Source organism: Empedobacter sp. UBA5924 (assembly GCF_002431085.1).
GTDB lineage: Bacteria > Bacteroidota > Bacteroidia > Flavobacteriales > Weeksellaceae > Empedobacter > Empedobacter falsenii_B.
Genome location: NZ_DJDM01000021.1, coordinates 1 through 18,039 on the forward strand (window position 1 = coordinate 1; position 18,039 = coordinate 18,039).

The 18,039-nt window shown below is 31.1% G+C and carries 17 protein-coding genes, 1 rRNA gene and 1 riboswitch; of the genes, 10 read left to right on the plus strand and 8 right to left on the minus strand.

The features are described 5' to 3' along the window. Positions 1-326: hypothetical protein (locus B3792_RS05145; protein ID WP_291064696.1), on the plus strand; the 326-nt coding region annotated here is incomplete at its 5' end. 52 nt (positions 327-378) lie between these two features. Here B3792_RS05145 and B3792_RS05150 read toward each other — a convergent pair. Next, entirely contained in the window at positions 379-1,173 is a 795-nt protein-coding gene (locus tag B3792_RS05150; protein WP_219035213.1) for an alpha/beta fold hydrolase, read from the minus strand. Positions 1,174-2,099: 926 nt separating this feature from the next. Continuing rightward, positions 2,100-2,194: riboswitch (SAM-I-IV-variant riboswitch) on the plus strand. 48 nt (positions 2,195-2,242) lie between these two features. On the opposite strand from B3792_RS05150, the gene B3792_RS05155 reads away from it, so the two are divergent. The 5 genes from B3792_RS05155 to B3792_RS05175 all read left to right on the plus strand — a co-directional run bounded on the left by B3792_RS05155 (position 2,243) and on the right by B3792_RS05175 (position 5,429). Next, positions 2,243-2,848 carry a hypothetical protein gene (locus tag B3792_RS05155; RefSeq protein ID WP_115001178.1) on the plus strand — a complete coding sequence of 202 codons (606 nt, stop codon included), beginning with the start codon at positions 2,243-2,245 and terminating at the stop codon, positions 2,846-2,848. A 48-nt stretch (positions 2,849-2,896) separates the two neighbouring features. Then, positions 2,897-3,319 (plus strand): PaaI family thioesterase, encoded by a 423-nt coding sequence (locus B3792_RS05160; RefSeq protein ID WP_291047265.1) that lies wholly within the window; start codon positions 2,897-2,899, stop codon positions 3,317-3,319. Next, complete coding sequence (locus B3792_RS05165) at positions 3,319-3,846, plus strand: DUF4269 domain-containing protein (protein ID WP_185144466.1); 528 nt, start codon at positions 3,319-3,321, stop codon at positions 3,844-3,846. The genes B3792_RS05160 and B3792_RS05165 overlap by 1 nt, the downstream gene beginning before the upstream one ends. A gap of 88 nt (positions 3,847-3,934) precedes the next feature. Beyond that, positions 3,935-4,102: a VOC family protein gene (locus B3792_RS05170; RefSeq protein WP_219035215.1), complete on the plus strand. Its 168-nt coding sequence runs from the start codon at positions 3,935-3,937 to the stop codon at positions 4,100-4,102. A gap of 412 nt (positions 4,103-4,514) precedes the next feature. Further along, complete coding sequence (locus B3792_RS05175) at positions 4,515-5,429, plus strand: AEC family transporter (RefSeq protein WP_038337191.1); 915 nt, start codon at positions 4,515-4,517, stop codon at positions 5,427-5,429. Between the two features lie 103 nt (positions 5,430-5,532). On the opposite strand, the gene B3792_RS05180 is transcribed toward B3792_RS05175, so the two are convergent. After that, complete coding sequence (locus tag B3792_RS05180) at positions 5,533-6,279, minus strand: dienelactone hydrolase family protein (RefSeq protein WP_291047268.1); 747 nt, start codon at positions 6,277-6,279, stop codon at positions 5,533-5,535. An 80-nt stretch (positions 6,280-6,359) separates the two neighbouring features. Here B3792_RS05180 and B3792_RS05185 point away from each other — a divergent pair, with 80 nt between their 5' ends. Beyond that, positions 6,360-6,776, plus strand: a complete 417-nt coding sequence (locus B3792_RS05185) for a DUF2007 domain-containing protein (protein ID WP_115001183.1) — start codon at positions 6,360-6,362, stop codon at positions 6,774-6,776. A gap of 58 nt (positions 6,777-6,834) precedes the next feature. Here the strand turns inward: B3792_RS05185 and B3792_RS05190 are convergent, their stop codons facing one another. The 3 genes from B3792_RS05190 to B3792_RS05200 all read right to left on the minus strand — a co-directional run bounded on the left by B3792_RS05190 (position 6,835) and on the right by B3792_RS05200 (position 9,931). Then, positions 6,835-7,833 (minus strand): beta-ketoacyl-ACP synthase III, encoded by a 999-nt coding sequence (locus B3792_RS05190; RefSeq protein ID WP_291047271.1) that lies wholly within the window; start codon positions 7,831-7,833, stop codon positions 6,835-6,837. Positions 7,834-8,009: 176 nt separating this feature from the next. Next, complete coding sequence (locus B3792_RS05195; RefSeq protein WP_291047273.1) at positions 8,010-8,903, minus strand: helix-turn-helix domain-containing protein; 894 nt, start codon at positions 8,901-8,903, stop codon at positions 8,010-8,012. A gap of 101 nt (positions 8,904-9,004) precedes the next feature. Further along, positions 9,005-9,931 carry a 2-hydroxyacid dehydrogenase gene (locus tag B3792_RS05200; protein WP_291047275.1) on the minus strand — a complete coding sequence of 309 codons (927 nt, stop codon included), beginning with the start codon at positions 9,929-9,931 and terminating at the stop codon, positions 9,005-9,007. 141 nt (positions 9,932-10,072) lie between these two features. Between B3792_RS05200 and B3792_RS05205 the strand changes: the two genes are divergently transcribed. Beyond that, positions 10,073-12,100, plus strand: a complete 2,028-nt coding sequence (locus B3792_RS05205) for a M3 family metallopeptidase (protein ID WP_219035221.1) — start codon at positions 10,073-10,075, stop codon at positions 12,098-12,100. 55 nt (positions 12,101-12,155) lie between these two features. On the opposite strand, the gene B3792_RS05210 is transcribed toward B3792_RS05205, so the two are convergent. Then, entirely contained in the window at positions 12,156-13,499 is a 1,344-nt protein-coding gene (locus tag B3792_RS05210) for an ammonium transporter (RefSeq protein ID WP_115001189.1), read from the minus strand. Positions 13,500-13,711: 212 nt separating this feature from the next. Then, positions 13,712-14,236: a GNAT family N-acetyltransferase gene (locus tag B3792_RS05215; RefSeq protein WP_115001191.1), complete on the minus strand. Its 525-nt coding sequence runs from the start codon at positions 14,234-14,236 to the stop codon at positions 13,712-13,714. A gap of 101 nt (positions 14,237-14,337) precedes the next feature. On the opposite strand from B3792_RS05215, the gene B3792_RS05220 reads away from it, so the two are divergent. Together B3792_RS05220 and B3792_RS05225 are read left to right on the plus strand one after the other, a co-directional pair. Next, on the plus strand, positions 14,338-16,920 hold the full coding sequence (locus tag B3792_RS05220; RefSeq protein ID WP_219035222.1) for a flippase-like domain-containing protein: 2,583 nt from the start codon (positions 14,338-14,340) through the stop codon (positions 16,918-16,920). Then, positions 16,910-17,617: a virulence factor gene (locus B3792_RS05225; RefSeq protein WP_219035223.1), complete on the plus strand. Its 708-nt coding sequence runs from the start codon at positions 16,910-16,912 to the stop codon at positions 17,615-17,617. The genes B3792_RS05220 and B3792_RS05225 overlap by 11 nt, the downstream gene beginning before the upstream one ends. A gap of 214 nt (positions 17,618-17,831) precedes the next feature. Here B3792_RS05225 and rrf read toward each other — a convergent pair. Beyond that, positions 17,832-17,939 (minus strand): 5S ribosomal RNA (gene rrf / locus B3792_RS05230). Positions 17,940-18,039: the final 100 nt, after the last annotated feature.

An 18,039-nucleotide genomic window follows, 5' to 3' on the forward strand; every position in this document is an offset into this window, starting at 1 on the left:
TCAAAATGCACAACGGGTATTATTTATTAGAAAATCATGAAAATTTGAAAGATTTAAAATACTTATACAAATCTTTCTTTAAATATAAAACTCCTTTAAAATATGGAAAATTAACCCATAACTCAATAAATTGGTATAAGACTCTTATTGATAGTTATGATTCTGACAATTATGATTTAAAATATAATGAAATAGTTAATAAATTAAACAAATTTTATATAACTGCTTCTGGTAATCCAAGAAAATATATTGATAATACTATTGATTTATTTAAAGAATTATTAGACAAAGAAATTATAAATTTAGACAAGAAGACTATTTCTTAATATATTATATAAAATTCACTAAAAAAAAGCTCCTTATCAGGAGCTTTAGTTTTTATGCGACATTATTGATAAACTCTTTTTCGAGGATACCGTCTACTATTTTTTCAACCTTATCGATGTTTGCTTTTAGTAATTCGTTGTCTTCTATTTGTTCTATTTCGTGGAACTGTACATGTTTGTTAAACTCTTGCAGTTTGGCGTAATAACGTTTCAATTCTGCTTTGTTGAACAAGTTTCCATTCTTCACATAAATCACATGTATTTTTGATTTGATGTATTGCGAAACTTGCAATATATCGCCTCTATTGCGTGATATATCTATCGAATAAAAAATAGATTTCAGGTATTCGCTTTTAGCTGTTGGCTCTTTTACCAACCAATCTGTAGTCTTAGGACTTGCTGCTATCGGAATAATATTCAGCACCTTATTTGGATACAAACATGCCATTTCCCACGCTAATCCTCCACCTAAATCTGCACCAATAATGGCAAAAATCTCGTCTACTTCCAATTCAAATAACGTCAACCAAAACAATACCGCTACATCGCGTGCTGTAATGTGATCGCGTGGAATATAGTCGTACTTTATGGTTTCGGAAACGCCATTTCCAGGAATATCTATACAGATTACCGTATACTCATTAAGATCAATTGCTTTGTTTTTCCCCATGACTCCATCCCAATGATAGGTACAATCTGAATCTCCATGTAAGGAATGGTTAATCAAAATGACTGGAGCTGTTCCTAATGGAAGTCCAAAAAGTTGAAATGTTACCGAAACATTGTTTAAGATTGTGTTGTCCTCTAAGGGCCAAACTGGGATCGTTACTTGTTGTAAACTTTGCATTGTTTTTAATTTTATATTGGTAATTGTTGTTTTTGTTTAAAAAAAATCCCCATCGAAAATCGACGGGGAAACCTAAAATATATTAAAAAATAAAATCTCTTTTTAGTATACATGACTTTCCCACGTCTGGATATTCCAAACCTGTTTGCGAATCGACATATATAAGCACGTAAACTTCATTTTTTAATTACTTTGTTATTCAAATGTATAAAATAATTTTCGGCAAACAATTAAATTTATCTTAATTATTTGTAAAATTTTCTAAATCTCTATTTTTAATAGCGAAGTGGTCCCCCTAAACTTGTTTCAGGGTCGCATTTAATTCAAAACATAAAAATTTTAACCACATAGAGACATAGAAATAGATTCCTCGATACCTTGGAATAACAAACTACCATTGGTAACTGTCATGTTGAGCTTGCCGAAACATCTTCTACTGGAAAAGTTTAGATTCTTCATTCCGCTAAAGCTACATTCAGAATGACAATACGTGAAAAATATCTCCTTGAGGAGATTATAGAGGTGTTTTCTTAATGAGAAGTTGAAATGAATTCAACTTGACGGACTCCTTAAGTCACCCTGAACTTGTTTCAGGGTCACATCTAATTCAGAACATAAAAGTTTTAACCACATAGAAACATAGAAATAGATTCCTCGATACCTTGGAATAACAAACTACCATTAGTAACTGTCATGTTGAGCTTGCCGAAACATCTTCTACTGGAAAAGTTTAGATTCTTCATTCCGCTAAAGCTACATTCAGAATGACATCTACTGTCTTGTTGAGCTTGCCGAAACATCTTTTTTTGAGTGCGAAGCTGAAATAAATTTAGCTTGACTAGAAGTATTTATTTAACTCTAAATAATCGTTTTAAAATAAAATTATTAGAATAGATTACTACATATTCAATTTTTTATGTAGTTTTACACCGTATTTCGAATCGTAGAAAACGATACCAACCGAGAGGAGTCTCCACGGTGGTAAAACAATACGGGAGTTCATCCAAAAACAACGAAAAATCCCCTATTATCGAAATACAATAATTGTTTTATTTTAACTATTTATTGTATGTCACAAAACATTTCTGAGCTTAATTTAGCTCCTATATCAGATGAAAAATTGGTCGATTTTATCAATCAACAATTGCCTATTACAGTTCCTGCGCTAAAAGATCATATTATCGAAGAATTCAAGAAAAGAAGTTTGGATTATCGCCATCTATACAATGTAAAAACAGATGAATTGAACATTAAACTTCCGCTTAGTTTAATCGACGGTTGCTTGTTCGAACGTAATATTCCCAAACCGCCTTTGGTAGGTAATTTCTACGCTGTTGTACATAGATTGAGAAACTTTTTGCAACATAGCAAAGAATTGAACGGAAAACGCCTTAAAACGTTTCATTATATCTTCGATCAACTTTATTTACCTTATGAATTGATTGATATTATTTCGGAAGAAGATGTCAAAAATCTAACTGAAGATGATGTATTTATTACTTTCAAAAACTCGAAACAACATTTCCCGAATGATAAGATTATCAATAATATTCCGAAAAATAATTTATTGATTACCGTCGACAAAGGGAATTATTATCGCGGTTTGGATAAAGTAATTTTGTCGCATCAAAATACAATTATCAAAGAAGAAAACTTGAATAACGTAACTGCATAACTGAAATTGCTTTCGACAAATCTCTATATTTGTTGAAAGCAATTTTATATGACGCCAGAAAAAAGAGAATTAGTAGAAGCAAGTTTTAATCGTTCGGAAACCTTAAAATTTTATAACGCATCACTTATCGAATGCGAAACGGACTATGTTTCGATTAAGATTCCGAAACAAGAAATGATGACACGTAAGCACGGAATGTTTAATGGTGCTATGATTGCTTCTTTGGTTGATGTTTCATCTGGTTATGCTGCTGTTTCTCACTATGACGACGATTGTTATGTGGTAACAGTTGAGTTAAAGGTGAATTATTTACGACCTGCTTTGGGTGGCTATTTACTATCAAAAGCCTATGTGATAAAAGGCGGAAAAAAGATAAGCACCATACGCACAGAGATTTTTGTAGTTGACGAAACAACGAACAAAGAAACGCATGTGGCTACTTCTTTGGTAACTATGATGAGAATAAAATGATGCAAAATTTTCTTACCATTGATTATTTAGAACACGGAAATGAAATACAACACAATGTGTTTCATTTGTTGCGCAATCATCAAATTTTAGAAAAACTTGACACATACAAACCTATTGTAGTAGGTACAATTCCGATTGAAATCAATATTGAAAATAGTGACATTGATATTATTGGTGAAACATCTAATTTTGAAAACGCTACAAATCATTTAACCGAGAATTTTTCTCATTATTTTGAATTTAAAATCAATCAATTAATAAACAATAACGAAATTTGTTTGACTTGTAATTTTAGAATTGATACGTTTGAAATTGAGATTTATTTAGAGAATAAGATTCCAACCGAACAAAATGCCTATCGACATATGCTCATTGAGGCGAAACTACTTGAAAAATTTGACGAACCATTCAAAAACAAAATCATCGAACTTAAAAAGAATGGGTACAAAACTGAACCTGCTTTTGCAAAAGTTCTTGAGTTAAAAGGTAATCCATATCTCGCCTTATTGGAGTATGAAGTAGATTAAACAGTTTTCTTATAACGCAATTAATTAAATCAATTCAACTTGTTATTTTCTTCTTTTTTGTTGATTTAATTTTATAAAAAATCGCAGAATGAAAATAAGAGAATTACAATTGTTTACAAATGAGCTAGAAAAAACAAAATCATTTTATACAACTATTCTAGCTTTTGAGTTAATTGAAGAAACCGATAATCAGTTTAGTTTACAAGTTGGTTGGACAAGATTAACTTTTGTAAAATCGAATGAAGAATATATTTAGCTTATGAGAACTAAGCAGAATTTGATCAACATTCTATTTTTGGAATTTCTGAAATTGGTTTACCTACAACTTATATTGAAGCAACTAATCATATATTATAATAGAAAACAACATCTAAATTCTGAAAAGGAGATTTTGATACTTTTGGTACTAATGGCTCAGATGAAGGGAAAATATTATTACTAAATTATTTTATTAAAACAACTTAGTTTCCTACAACTGATACAATAATTCCTGCTCCATTTACAGCTATTTTGGAAAATGAAAATCATTATTCAAAAGTAATTTTAGATAATAATAAATTAAATATATCTAATCTTGCCATTTTATAAAAAATAAGCATTGAATAAAAAGTGATATCTTAAGGGTAAAAAAAATTTGGATTGTAACTTTGCATTCCAAATATCTAAAAATGGTAAACTTTATATTAATCGCAGTCTGTATAATCGCGGGAATGGTGTTTAAAGCAACAAAATCTATACATCCTGATGCTCATAAAGGGATCAATACATGGATCTTATATTTAGCTTTACCAGCAGTCTCGTTTAAGTATTTACCAAAAGTAGAATGGTCGCAAGAAATGTTATTTCCTATCTTTTCTACTGTCATTATTGCCGTTGGAAGTTTGTTTTACATGAAATTCTACAGCAAAGCAAAAGGATATTCGGAGAGATCGAGAAGAACATTGGAATTGGCAAGCGGCTATAGCAATACCTCTTTTATTGGTTTCCCTTTGATCTCAGCATTTTATGGAGAAAAATATTTAAGTATTGCGATTATTTGTGATCAAACCATGTTTTTGTGCTTGTCAACCATCGGAATAGTTTCTGCATTAAAAGGAGGAAGCAATGGATCTGGAGCAATAGATTCTAAATTTATCTTGAAACGATTATTTACTTTCCCCCCATTTTTAGGTTGTATTAGTGCATTGATTTTATCTCAATTTATCGACTTATCTCCTGCCGAACCTTTCTTCGACAAATTAGCTGCAACCGTAGGTCCATTGGCTTTATTTTCGGTTGGATTGCAATTAAAGTTTAATGGTTGGAGAAAATTATGGTCACAAATTTCGATGTCTATGGTTTACAAATTAATGATTGCGCCTGCAGTTGTAATGCTTTTAGCCATCGTAATTGGAATAAAAGGTGATGTGGCTAAAATCTCTATTTTTGAAGCTGCAATGCCTACATTAGTGACATCGAGTATTATTGCGGAACAATTTAAACTCAACACCAAACTAACCAATTTGATTATTGGTATCAGTATTATTGTAGGCTTTTTTACAGCTGCTTTTTGGTATGAAATGATACAATTGTTTATTCAGTAGATTTACATATTACGGTTTTTATTAGAATTAAGATAAATTTTATCTTCTAAAACCTTATTCTCGATACAAAATTCTAAAAAGAATCTCATTCGAATTGACGGTTTTATTTCAATACTTCTTCTAAAAACAATAATGTATGTTCCCAAGCTCTATCTGCCATTACTTTATTATAATCAGGTGATTCTGGATTGGTAAACGTGTGTTTTGAATTTGCGTAAGTTATCATTTGCCAATCTGTTTTTCCTTCGTTCATTTCAATTACTAAATTCGAAATATCTTCGGGTTTTACAGATTCATCTTCAGCAGGATGTTCAATCAAAACTTTTGTTTTAAGAGGAATATTTTTTCGAGCCGAATCTTTTGCTAATCCACCATGAATAGAAACAACGCCAACAACAGCTAATTGCACACGAGCAGCTTCTAATGCGCCTGTTCCTCCAAAACAATAACCAATTACAGCAATTTTACTTGGATCTGCACCAGCTTTGATTAACTCTTTCAACGCCAAATCAATTCGTTTTTGATAAGCTGCATAATCAGACTTGTATTTTCCTGCTATTTTAGCCGCTTCCGCATTATCTTTCGGATTGTTTCCTTCTCCATAAATATCCGCAACAAACGCAATATAGCCTTCTTTTGCTAAATCTATTGCAGCTTGTTTTGCTTCGTTATCAGCTCCTTTCCAAGCCGGTAAAATCAAAACTCCTGGACTTTTCTTTGTCGTATTATCAGTTACTAAACCGTTCAATTTTTGCGAACCATCTTTATAAGCAACTTGTTTTAGGTTTTGCGCATTTGTCGTATTCATCATCAATACAATTAAAAATAAACATTGAATTACATTTTTCATCTACTAAAAAATTTAAGACATTAAGATAAAAAGAACTATTTTTATATCGGATATTGAATTGAATATTTAACACAATTAGCATGGAACTTATTACATTAAAAACATTTGAAAGCCCTATTGAAGCACATATTTTACGTTCGAAATTAGAAAGTGAACAAATTGATGCTTTTGTTTTTGATGAACATTCGGTTGGTATGAATCAGTTTTTATCGAATGCAATTGGTGGTGTGAAAGTAAAAATTAAGAAAGAAGATACTGATCGTGCCATGAAAGTATTGGAAGAAATTGATGCTTCAAATTACACCAATGATTTGGACGAAATTCTTGTTTGCCCAAAGTGTGGAAGCAATGAGTATTACAGCAATTACAAGTCGATGAAAGGTGGAAAAGGCTTACTTTCTTTATTATCTTCTATCATATTTTGGGTTTACCCTATTTACTACAAAAACGTGTTCAAATGCAAGAAATGTGGTGAAGAATTTAATGGTTTACAATAAAAAAAGAACGACAATTTCTTGCCGTTCTTTATGAACAAAAATATATGATTTTTATTGATTAAATTGTCCAACGCAATAAGCTTGCTCCCCAAGAGAAACCTGCGCCAAAGGCTGTCAACATCAATAAATCTCCTTTCTTTAATTTTGATGTATTTTCCCAAATACACAACGGAATTGTCGCTGCAATTGTGTTTCCGTAATTTTCAATATTGATTAAAGTTTTACCTTCTTCAATATTAATTTCATTACCAACAGCGTCAATAATTCGTTTATTCGCTTGATGCGGAACCAACCAATTTACATCTTCAACAGAAAAATCGTTGCGTTTCAAAACATTGACACAGGTATCACTCATTGATTGAATTGCATTTTTGAATACAATTTTTCCATCTTGTCTAATGTAACGCTTCTCATCAACCAACAACTGTGAACTCGCTGGATACAAAGAACCACCTCCTTCTATATTCAAGAATTCTTTTCCAGTTCCGTTACTCAGTAACAAAGCATCTAAAATTCCTTCTTCGTTTGTAGGCTCTAACCAAACCACTCCTGCACCGTCTCCAAACAAAATATTTGTCGAACGATCTTTGATGTCTACATACGCACTGATTTTATCCGCACCAATGACCAGAACATTTTTGTAACGACTACTTTCAATCAACGAAGCGCCCATGTCCAACGCATATAAAAATCCAGAACAAGCCGCATTCATATCAAATGCCCAAACATTCTCTATTCCTAATTTTTCGCATACAATATTCGCTGTAGCAGGCATCAACATATCTGGTGTAGAAGTCGCAACAATCAACGCATCAACATCTTTGATGTCTTTTTTGTATGTATCAATTAAATTCTCAATTGCACTAACCGCCATATCAGAAGTCGCTAAACCTTCCTCTAAAATACGACGTTCTTTAATTCCCGTTCTTTTTACAATCCATTCATCAGAAGTGTCTGTAATCTTTTCTAAATCGGAATTAGTTCGTTTATTCTCTGGCACATAACCACCTATTGCTGAAATATGTGCAAATATTTTTTTTGTAAAATCTACCACCATAAAATTCTTTTCATTCAAATCTCATGTATCGATTATCTACTAAAAGACGCATCAATTAAAATTTGAGCAACAAAGGTCTATTCAATTTAACAAATTAGTTAGCGAAATAAACGTAATAATATGTCAGAAAGACGTTTTTAGAAAGTTTTCACATTTACATTGATTTACATCAATTATTAATTAGAAGCTATGAAAGTTCTTGGAGAAACACCGGCATAATTTTTGAAAAATTTACTAAAAACTGAGGTATCTATAAAATTTAATTCTGTCACAACATCAGAAACACTATTTTTTGGGTTCTTTAGCAAGACTTTTGCCTCTAATACAATGGCTTCAGCAATGATTTGTTTGGGTGATTTATTAAAGACTTCGACAATAATTTTAGTCAAATGTTTACGACTAATAAACATTTCATCTGCATAAAATTGTACATTACGCTGACGACGAAAATGAGTTGAAACTAAATACAAAAACTGCTTAGCCAATTCCTCCTTTCTGACTTCTTTCGTTGTACTTTTTGCCGTTACAGCTTGGTTGTAGTAATTTCCCATCTCATACATCATAACTGAAAAGTGATGTAAAACCAAATCTTTTGCAAAGATATTTTCATTCTTGATGGTATATTTACTAATCTTATTCAGATTGTAGCGCATATCACGTACAATCTTTTTATCTAAAGAAATGATTTTAGGATATTTGGACGATAAAAATTCTACTAAATTATTGGATTTCACGTGAAAACCAGCTTCAATAATCAAATCTGAATCAATAAAGATTGCTTGAACAGCAAAATCAGCCGAATGCTCTATAATCTCGAACAACTGACCTGGAAGAACCACAATAATATCATCACGTTTGATCAATGTTGGTTCTAAATTTACCGTGATTTCACATGTTCCTGCAGTAATTAAAATCAACCCAAGCGAAGTAAACTTATAAGGTTTTCGTTTTACAAAATAATAATTGTTTTCAGGACCTACATCAAAGATTGCTAACCGACGATCGGTAGCTTCTTCTTTGTAAGTTCTTAAAATATTATTAATTGAATAAAGTTGAATATAATCACTCATTTTTAGCTTTTATTATTTCTAATACAATGTTAAAAGATTTTTTTGACAAGTAAAAACACAAATGCGTCTTTTTAACAAAATCTTACGTCATTTTGGTATATCTAATAACCTCTTTCTAATGAAACTTCATTCAATAAAGTTTCGTTATTTTTCATTCTGTTGTAGTTATCTGCAACTTGTTTTAGAGCAGTTGTTGCATTTGTAACACTCGCAATATGAGGTGTTACATAAACATTTTCATTCGTCCAAAAAGGGTGATTTTCTGGTAAAGGTTCTTCTACAAAAACATCTAAATAAGCCTCTTTTATTTGTTTTTCTTCGATTGCAATTAATAAATCCTTTTCGACCAAATGTGCTCCACGACCAACATTAATCAAAACTGCATGAACTGAACATTCTTTAAAAAAGTCTTTATTCAAAATACCTTCTGTATCATCTGTCAAAGGCAAAATATTGACAATAAAATTAGTTTTAGAAATCGCAGCATTCAAGCCTTCTTTTCCAGAAAAAGATTCTACTCCATTTATATTTTTTGGCGAATTCGACCAACCTTTGACTTGAAAACCTAACGCAACAAATTGCTCTGCTACTAACTTTCCGATTTCACCTAATCCTAAAATAGTAATAGTTGTTTCCTTGATATTTTGATAAATAGTAGGCTTCCACTCTTTACGAACTTGATCTTTATAATACGTCAATAGATTTTTCATTGAAGTCATAACACAAGCCAAAACATGCTCAAACATTTCTTGCTTCAAAGCAGGATCAACAATACGTGTTACCTTTATTGAATCTGGAATTTTGGTATGCAACAAATGGTCAATTCCTGCTCCAACAGATTGTACAACTTTTAGATTTGGAAATTCAGCCACATAATTTTTGTGCGGTTTCCAAGTTGCAATAAATTCTACATCTTCTAGATTTGAGATATTTGGATAAACTTCAACTTTCGTATCTGGCAACAATTCTTGTAAATTTCTTTGCCATTCTTCTGTTGATTTTTGATTGAATATTAAGGCTAAACTCATAATTGATTACTTTTAAAACAAATGTAAATAACTCCAAATTAATCACACATTAAATTTGACGATTTGTCAGATTTCTTACATTTGGATTAGAATTTGAAAGAGTTCAAACAAATATATTTTAACTAAAAAAATACACTATAAATGACAAATCCGTTATTAGAAAAATTTGAAACACCTTTTGAAAGTGCTCCTTTTTCTAAAATCAAAAATGAAGATTACAAACCTGCTTTTATCCAAGCAATTGAAGAGGCGAAAGCAGAAATAGATGCAATTACTGCGAATCCTGAAGCGCCAACTTTTGCAAATACAATTGAAGCAATGGAACTTTCTGGTGAAAAATTAGGACGAATTTCTTCTATTTTCTTCAACCTTAATTCTGCTGAAACGAATGATGAAATTCAAGAAATTGCACAAGAAGTTTCGCCTTTATTATCTGAATTTGGAAATGATGTTCGCTTAAATCAAGATTTATTTGAACGAATTAAAATCGTTTATAATCAAAAGGAATCGTTGATTTTAACCGATGAACAAGCTTATTTATTAGAAAAAAAATACAAAGGTTTTTCTAGAAATGGTGCAAACCTAAACGAAGAAGACAAAAATAAATTACGCGAAATAGACAAACAGCTTTCGATGTTATCGTTGCAATTTGGACAAAATGTTTTGGCTGAAACAAATGCATACGAATTGATTATTACTGATGAAAATGATTTGAAAGGTTTACCTCAATATGCTATTGATCAAGCAAAAGCCGATGCAGAACAAAAAAATCACGAAGGTTGGTTGATTACGTTGCAAGCACCAAGCTATATTCCATTTATGCAATACGCAGAAAACCGTGAATTAAGAGAAAAATTGTTTAGAGCAAATGGTGTAAAAGCTTATCAAAATAATGAATTTAATAACGAAGAAAATGTCAAAAATATCGTAAAACTTCGTCACGAACGTGCTAAAATATTAGGTTATAAAACGCATGCTGATTATGTTTTGGAAGAACGTATGGCAAAAACACCAACAACTGTTTTAGATTTCTTGAATGATTTATTAACGAAAGCAAAACCATTTGCGGAAAAAGAAATTGAGGAATTAACTGCATTTGCAAAAGAAACTGATGGGATTGAAACATTGCAACGTTGGGATCATGCGTACTATGCTGAAAAACTAAAACAGAAAAAATTCAGTCTTTCTGACGAAGAATTGAAACCTTATTTTCAGTTAGAAAATGTGATTCAAGGAGCTTTTGATGTGGCGACAAAATTATATGGAATTACATTTAAAGAAATTCATAATATTGATAAATACAACGATGAAGTAACAACTTATGAAGTTCTAGATAAAAATGGAGCGTTCTTAAGTTTATTGTATGCAGACTTTTTCCCGCGTGCAGGAAAACGCCCTGGTGCTTGGATGACAAGTTACAGAGAAGCCTCTAATGTGAATGGAAATACCAAACGTCCGCACGTTTCGATTGTTTGTAATTTTACAAAACCAACGAAAGACACCCCGTCATTATTGACATTTCAGGAAGTGACAACATTGTTCCACGAATTTGGACATGCGCTACACGGAATGTTACCAAATACAACGTACGAAAGTCTTTCTGGAACAAATGTTTATTGGGATTTTGTTGAATTACCCTCTCAATTTTACGAAAACTTTTGTTACGAACCAGAAGCTTTAAAATTATTTGCAAAACATTATCAAACAGGAGAAATTATTCCGCAAGAATTAATTGAAAAAGTAAAAGCTTCTTCAAGTTTTATGGAAGGTTATCAAACTGTTCGTCAATTGAGTTTTGGATTATTGGATATGGCTTATCATGCGAATGATTTGGCTGAAATCAATGATTTACAACAATTTGAAAAAGAAACTTTCAAACAAACAGAGTTGTATCCAGAAATTGATAAAAATATGATGAGTACATCCTTCTCTCATATTTTTCAAGGTGGATATTCATCTGGTTATTATTCATATAAATGGGCAGAAGTTTTGGATGCAGATGCCTTTGCATTCTTCCAAGAAACTGGAATTTTCAATCCAGAAACAGCTCAAAAATTCTATAAACTTTTATCATCTGGAGGAACAGTAGAACCGATGAAATTGTACGAAGAATTTAGAGGTCATAAACCAACAGCAGATGCTTTATTAAAGCGTGCTGGATTAGTATAAATTGAAAATCCGACTACAAAAAGTAGTCGGATTTTTTTATAATATCATTGTTTAATTAATGTAAACTTTCCTCGTGTTGCGACAAATCTAATCCTTCGAACTCTGCTCTATCACTCACACGTAAGTGAATCATTTTATCCGTAATATAAAATAAAGCAATCGCACCGAAAAAAGTAAATAACGAGACAAACAACAAAGCAATCATATGATGTGCAAACACATCCACCCCGCCATGTAACAAACTCGCATTTTCACCATGTGCAAAAATAGCTGTCAAAATCATTCCCATTATTCCTCCGACACCATGACATGCAAAAACATCTAAAGTATCGTCAACTCGTTTTAATACTTTCCAATGAACCATTACATTTGAGACAATAGCAGTAATAAAGCCAAAAAATATACTTTCAGGAATTGTAACAAATCCACAAGCTGGAGTGATTGCTACTAATCCAACTACAGCCCCTATACATGCTCCCATAGCAGAAACGCTACGACCATTAATTCTATCAAAAAGTATCCATGTCATCATTCCAGAAGCAGAAGCAATTGTTGTTGTTCCGAAAGCTAAAGCTGCTGTGGCATTTGCTCCCAAAGCTGAACCAGCATTGAAACCAAACCATCCGAACCATAACATTCCTGTTCCAAGCATAACAAATGGAATATTTGCAGGTTTGTGTTCTCTGTTTTTACGTTTACCTATCACCAAAGCTCCTGCTAATGCTGCAAATCCTGCACTCATATGAACAACAGTTCCTCCAGCAAAATCTTTTACGCCAAAATATTTATTCAATAAACCTTCTGGATGCCAAACCATATGACAAAGCGGTGTGTAAATGATTAAACTAAACAAAATCATAAATAACAAATATGAAATAAAACGCACTCTTTCAGCAAAAGAACCTGTTACAAGCGCTGGTGTAATGACTGCAAATTTCATTTGAAACAATGCAAATAAGACAAATGGAATTGTAGATGCCATGTCTTTGTGTGGAAATGCCCCGACATGATTAAAAAATGGATAACTTAATGGATTACCAATAATTCCGTAATGTTCTCCATTTATTGTAAAACCGATTGATTCACCAAAAGACAGTGAAAACCCAACTACAACCCACAAAATCGAAATCACACCTAAGGCAATAAAACTTTGCAACATGGTAGAAATAACATTTCGTTTCCCCACCATTCCTCCATAAAAAAATGATAAACCTGGCGTCATCAATAACACCAATCCTGCAGCTGCTAAAATCCAGGCGACATCTGAATTTACAATATTTTCTTCGCTAAGGAATTCTCCTGTATTTGGAATATCTACAACTGGTTTCCAAAATAATCCAGCTAATGCAACTAGTGTTATAATTGCAAAAGCTACTTTCCATTTTAATCCAACTTTCATAAGTTTTTAATTTTAACCCTATCAAAATTAGATTATTTTTAAATAAAATCATTTATTTTTAATTACACCCTATAAAAATTAGGGGTTAAAATATTAATTTTACACTTTAAACATAGTTGCCCTATACAAATTCATAAAAAAAGATTCCAAAAAAGGAATCTTTTTATCAATTTGATTATTTAGTTTTTCTAAATTCTATCTAAAATATTCAATTATGTTAAATTCTGAATAATTTTCTGAAAAGCTTTTCTTGGGCTTCCATCAAAATAAACTTCGCCACAATAATGATAACCTAACTTTTCAAAAACACGCAACATTCCAATATTATCAAAGTTGGTATCAACTTTTATATTCTGTATTTTCTTTATAATTGCTATTTTTTCAATTTCATCCATCGTCCAAGTTCCTAAACCTTTTATCTTAACATCTTGTGCAACAGCCAATCGATGTATGACAATATATGGATCATCATTCATCCATTTTCCTTCAATTGCTGTATAAGCAGGTTCTATCTCATCAATAATTGCAACATATCCTATGATTAGATTATCAACATTCTCAATTATATAACCAAAACCATTTGAGATATCATTTTTTACAACATCTAGATTTGGATAACCATTTTGCCATTGATTACTTCCCTCCTCTTTTCTTTTCTCAATTGCTTGTTGCAAAATTTCCCAAATTCTATCTGCATCATTCAAAATAGCTTGACGTAAATTTAATCCAGTCTCCATATCTTATTTTTATTTTCAATATAAGTTATTTTTAAGCAAATCATAAGTTTTGATATTTAATTTTTTGATAAATTAATAGAACTAAACAATGTCATACAAACATGAGGTTTCCAAAATCTATAAAATATGTAAAAATACCTTGGCAACAAGTTTTAGCAATACTTATTTTATTACTCGCATTTGTATTTTTCAGAAGCGAACGCAAAGAAATGATGCAAATTATTCCGAGTATTCAAAGCGCAAAACCTATTTGGCTATTGATCGGTTTCGGAATAACGATTCTCTATATTTCGCTGCAAGCTGCAATGTATATCACAAGTTTCAAAGCAGTTGGTTTACCTCTTAAATTTTGGGACGCTGTCAATTTATTTCTCAAACGAAATTTTATCAGTGTTTTTCTACCAGCGGGCGGAATTAGTTCTTTGGCTTATTTACCCAAACAAATCAAAAAGCAACAATTTGAAACAAATAAAATCATTCAGGCAAGTTCTATTTATGGTTTTATTGGATTATTAACGGTTTTCATCATTGGCGTTCCTATCATTATTTATAGTATTTACGTCAACAAATATTTTAATGATTCGTGGATATCATTAGTCATTTTGGGCATAATTTTAATTCTAGTTTATTTCATTTATAACTCATTCAAAACCAAAAATAAATTCTATCAAATTATAGAAAATAAATTTCCAAAGATTACGGAAGAAATCAATCCAATTTTTGAAGCTTCTTTAGACAGGAAAAATATTAATCTCACAATTCTAATTTCAACAATCATCGAAATTACTGGGATTTTACACGTCTACATCGCAATGTTAGCGTTAGGTATTCAACCCACTTTTGATGCAGCAGCTTTGGCTTATACGATTTCTGTTTTATTGATGATTATTTCGCCTTTTTTGAGAGGTTTGGGTGCTGTAGAATTTACGATGGTGTATATTTTAACACAATTCGGCTATTCTCATAACCAAGGTTTAGCTACAACTTTATTGTACCGCGTTTTCGAATTTTGGCTGCCTTTAGGTTTTGGATGTTTGAGTTTTATGTGGCGTGGAAGAAAACTATTTGCACGAATTTTTCCTGCTGTTATGATTTTTACATTAGGAATGATTAATATAATTTCAGTCATCACTCCTCCTCTTGCAGAACGTTTGCATTTCGAAAAATTGTATTTACCAATCGAATTCATGCATCTTTCAAAATTGATGATTCTATTTGTCGGAATTGCTTTATTGATTACTTCATCTTATCTCATCAAAGGATTAAAATCTGCATGGATTTTTGCTTTAATATTTGCCATACTTTCATTTTTTGGAAATATATTCAAAGCATTGGATTACGAAGAAGCTGGATTCGCATTTTTCACAATCGTGCTATTAATTTACAGCAGGAATCAATATCCATTGAAAACAAATTTGAAACGATTAAGACAAGGATTCTCTATTTTTTTAATGGCATTTTTTGCAATTTTTATTTTCAATGTTTTAAGTTTTTATTTCATTGATAAACGTCATTTTGGTGTAGATTTCTCTTGGAATCAAGCTTTTTATTATACATTTCAAAACTTCTTATTATTCAGCGAAAACAATTTAGTTCCGAGAACAACCTTTGCCGAAGATTTTAAAGACATCAATATCTTTTTTGGATTTAGTTCTTGGATATTATTGATTTTAGCATTTTTTAGAGCTAAAAATTATAACACAAAAGGTATTCAGGATTATGAAGAAGCAGAAGAAATCGTCGAAAAATATGGTAATTCAGCATTAGATTATTTTAAATTAATGGATGATAAAACTCTTTATTTTTCTTCAAATATTGATGGTTTTGTCGCGTATAAAATCGGTTTAAATTTTGCTATTGTTTTGGATAATGTTGTATGTGATGCAAAGCATAAATCAGATTTAATTTCAGAATTCGAGAACTATTGCAAAACAAAAGGTTTGAAAACTGCTTATTATCGAGTTTCGGAAAACGATTTAATTGATTTCAGAAATTTAAAAAAACAATATTTATTAATTGGTCAAGAAGGAATTATTGAAGTTGATTCCTTTAATCTTCAAGGTAAAGAACGTAAATCGATGCGAAATGCATTGAATACTTTAGAGAAAAAAGGTTTTAAAACAGAAGTTATTTTGCCTCCTTTGACAGAAGAATTTTTAAATGAAATTGAATCTGTCTCAAATGAATGGTTAAAAGAATTTGATAAAAAAGAAATTGTATTTGCAGAAGGTAAATTTGACAGAGGAATATTAAAAAATCAAACGATTATTACGCTGAGAAATGAAGAAAATAAAGTGGTTACATTTCTGAATGTTATTCCAGATTATGCAAAAGATGAGATGACTTACGATTTATTTCGAAGAACTGTCAATTCGCCAAATGGTAGTATGGATGCGGTGATAATTGCATTAATTAATCGCGCCAAAGCAAATCAAAAGAAATATATCAACATTGGTTTAACTCCTCTGGCTGGTTTAGATAAACCAAATAATATTGCCGAGCAACTCATGAAATTTGCTTATCAACGAATTGGGACGTTTAAACAATATCAAACAATGCGCGATTTCAAAGAAAAATACGCCAATTATTGGATCAACAAATACATCATTTATGATAATGAAGTGGAACTTATTCAACTTCCACAAGCGTTAAATAGAGTTATGAAACCTCAAGATGAAAACTAAAAATCTCATATTATTTGGATTGATTATCACTACAATTGGTTTGTATATCGTACGTACAAAAGGAGATGATGTGGATATCAAAGATCCTTTACCGCTTAAAATATGGGAGAATAAAAATGACACTAAACCTATCTTGTTTTATTTAAGTGGAGATGCTGGATTAGGACCTTTTTCAAAATCAATTTGTAAAAATCTTTATCAGAAAGGCTATGATATTTATGCTTTAAATTCTAAAGTTTATTTTTGGAATGAAAGAGATCCTAAAAAAACGGCTGAAATATTAAGTCAATTTTTAGAAGAAAAGTTCAAAAATCACAAAAATCAAAAAGTTGTATTTATCGGTTATTCTTTTGGTGCTGATGCGATTCCATTTATTATCAATGAGCTTCCGACAAAAACCAAAGATCGAATTCATCAACTTATTCTTTTAGATCCGTATGAAACTGCTGATCTTGAGATTCATTACAAAAATTTAATTTTTGAAAACGTAAGCGGAAAATGGAATACAATTCCAGAAATTAATCAATTACCTAACTTACATTTATCTATTATTTTAAGTGATTATGGAAAAAATTATCCCTACAATAAAATTACTTTAACCAATAAAAACATAATTTATTTGGGTGGTAATCATCACTTTAACCGAAATTATCAAAAAGTAACTGAGACTATTACTAAGCAATTAAAGTCAAATTAGAAAATATTCATTTAACATAATTACATCTTGTGATATTCCGAACTTTTTTGTTTTAAAATCATCAAGCTCTCTTTTAATTTGTTAATCGTAGAATAAGAATGAAACTTATTCTTATTTAGTTGAATGGTGTAAAAATTATCATAATACTTTCTAGCTAACTAAAAGTTTAAAACATAAAAAAACCTCAAGAACTAAATCTTGAAGTTTAAATAAAAACTGGCGATGACCTACTCTCCCGCAATAGCAGTACCATCGGCACTGAAAGGCTTAACTTCTCTGTTCGGAATGGGAAGAGGTGAGCCCTTTCGTAATAATCACCCTAATATTTTTTGTATTTTTAATCAGGTTTACATCCTGATGATTCGATAAAAAAGCCTCAAGTTGTTCACTTGAGGCTTTTGATAAAAACTGGCGACGACCTA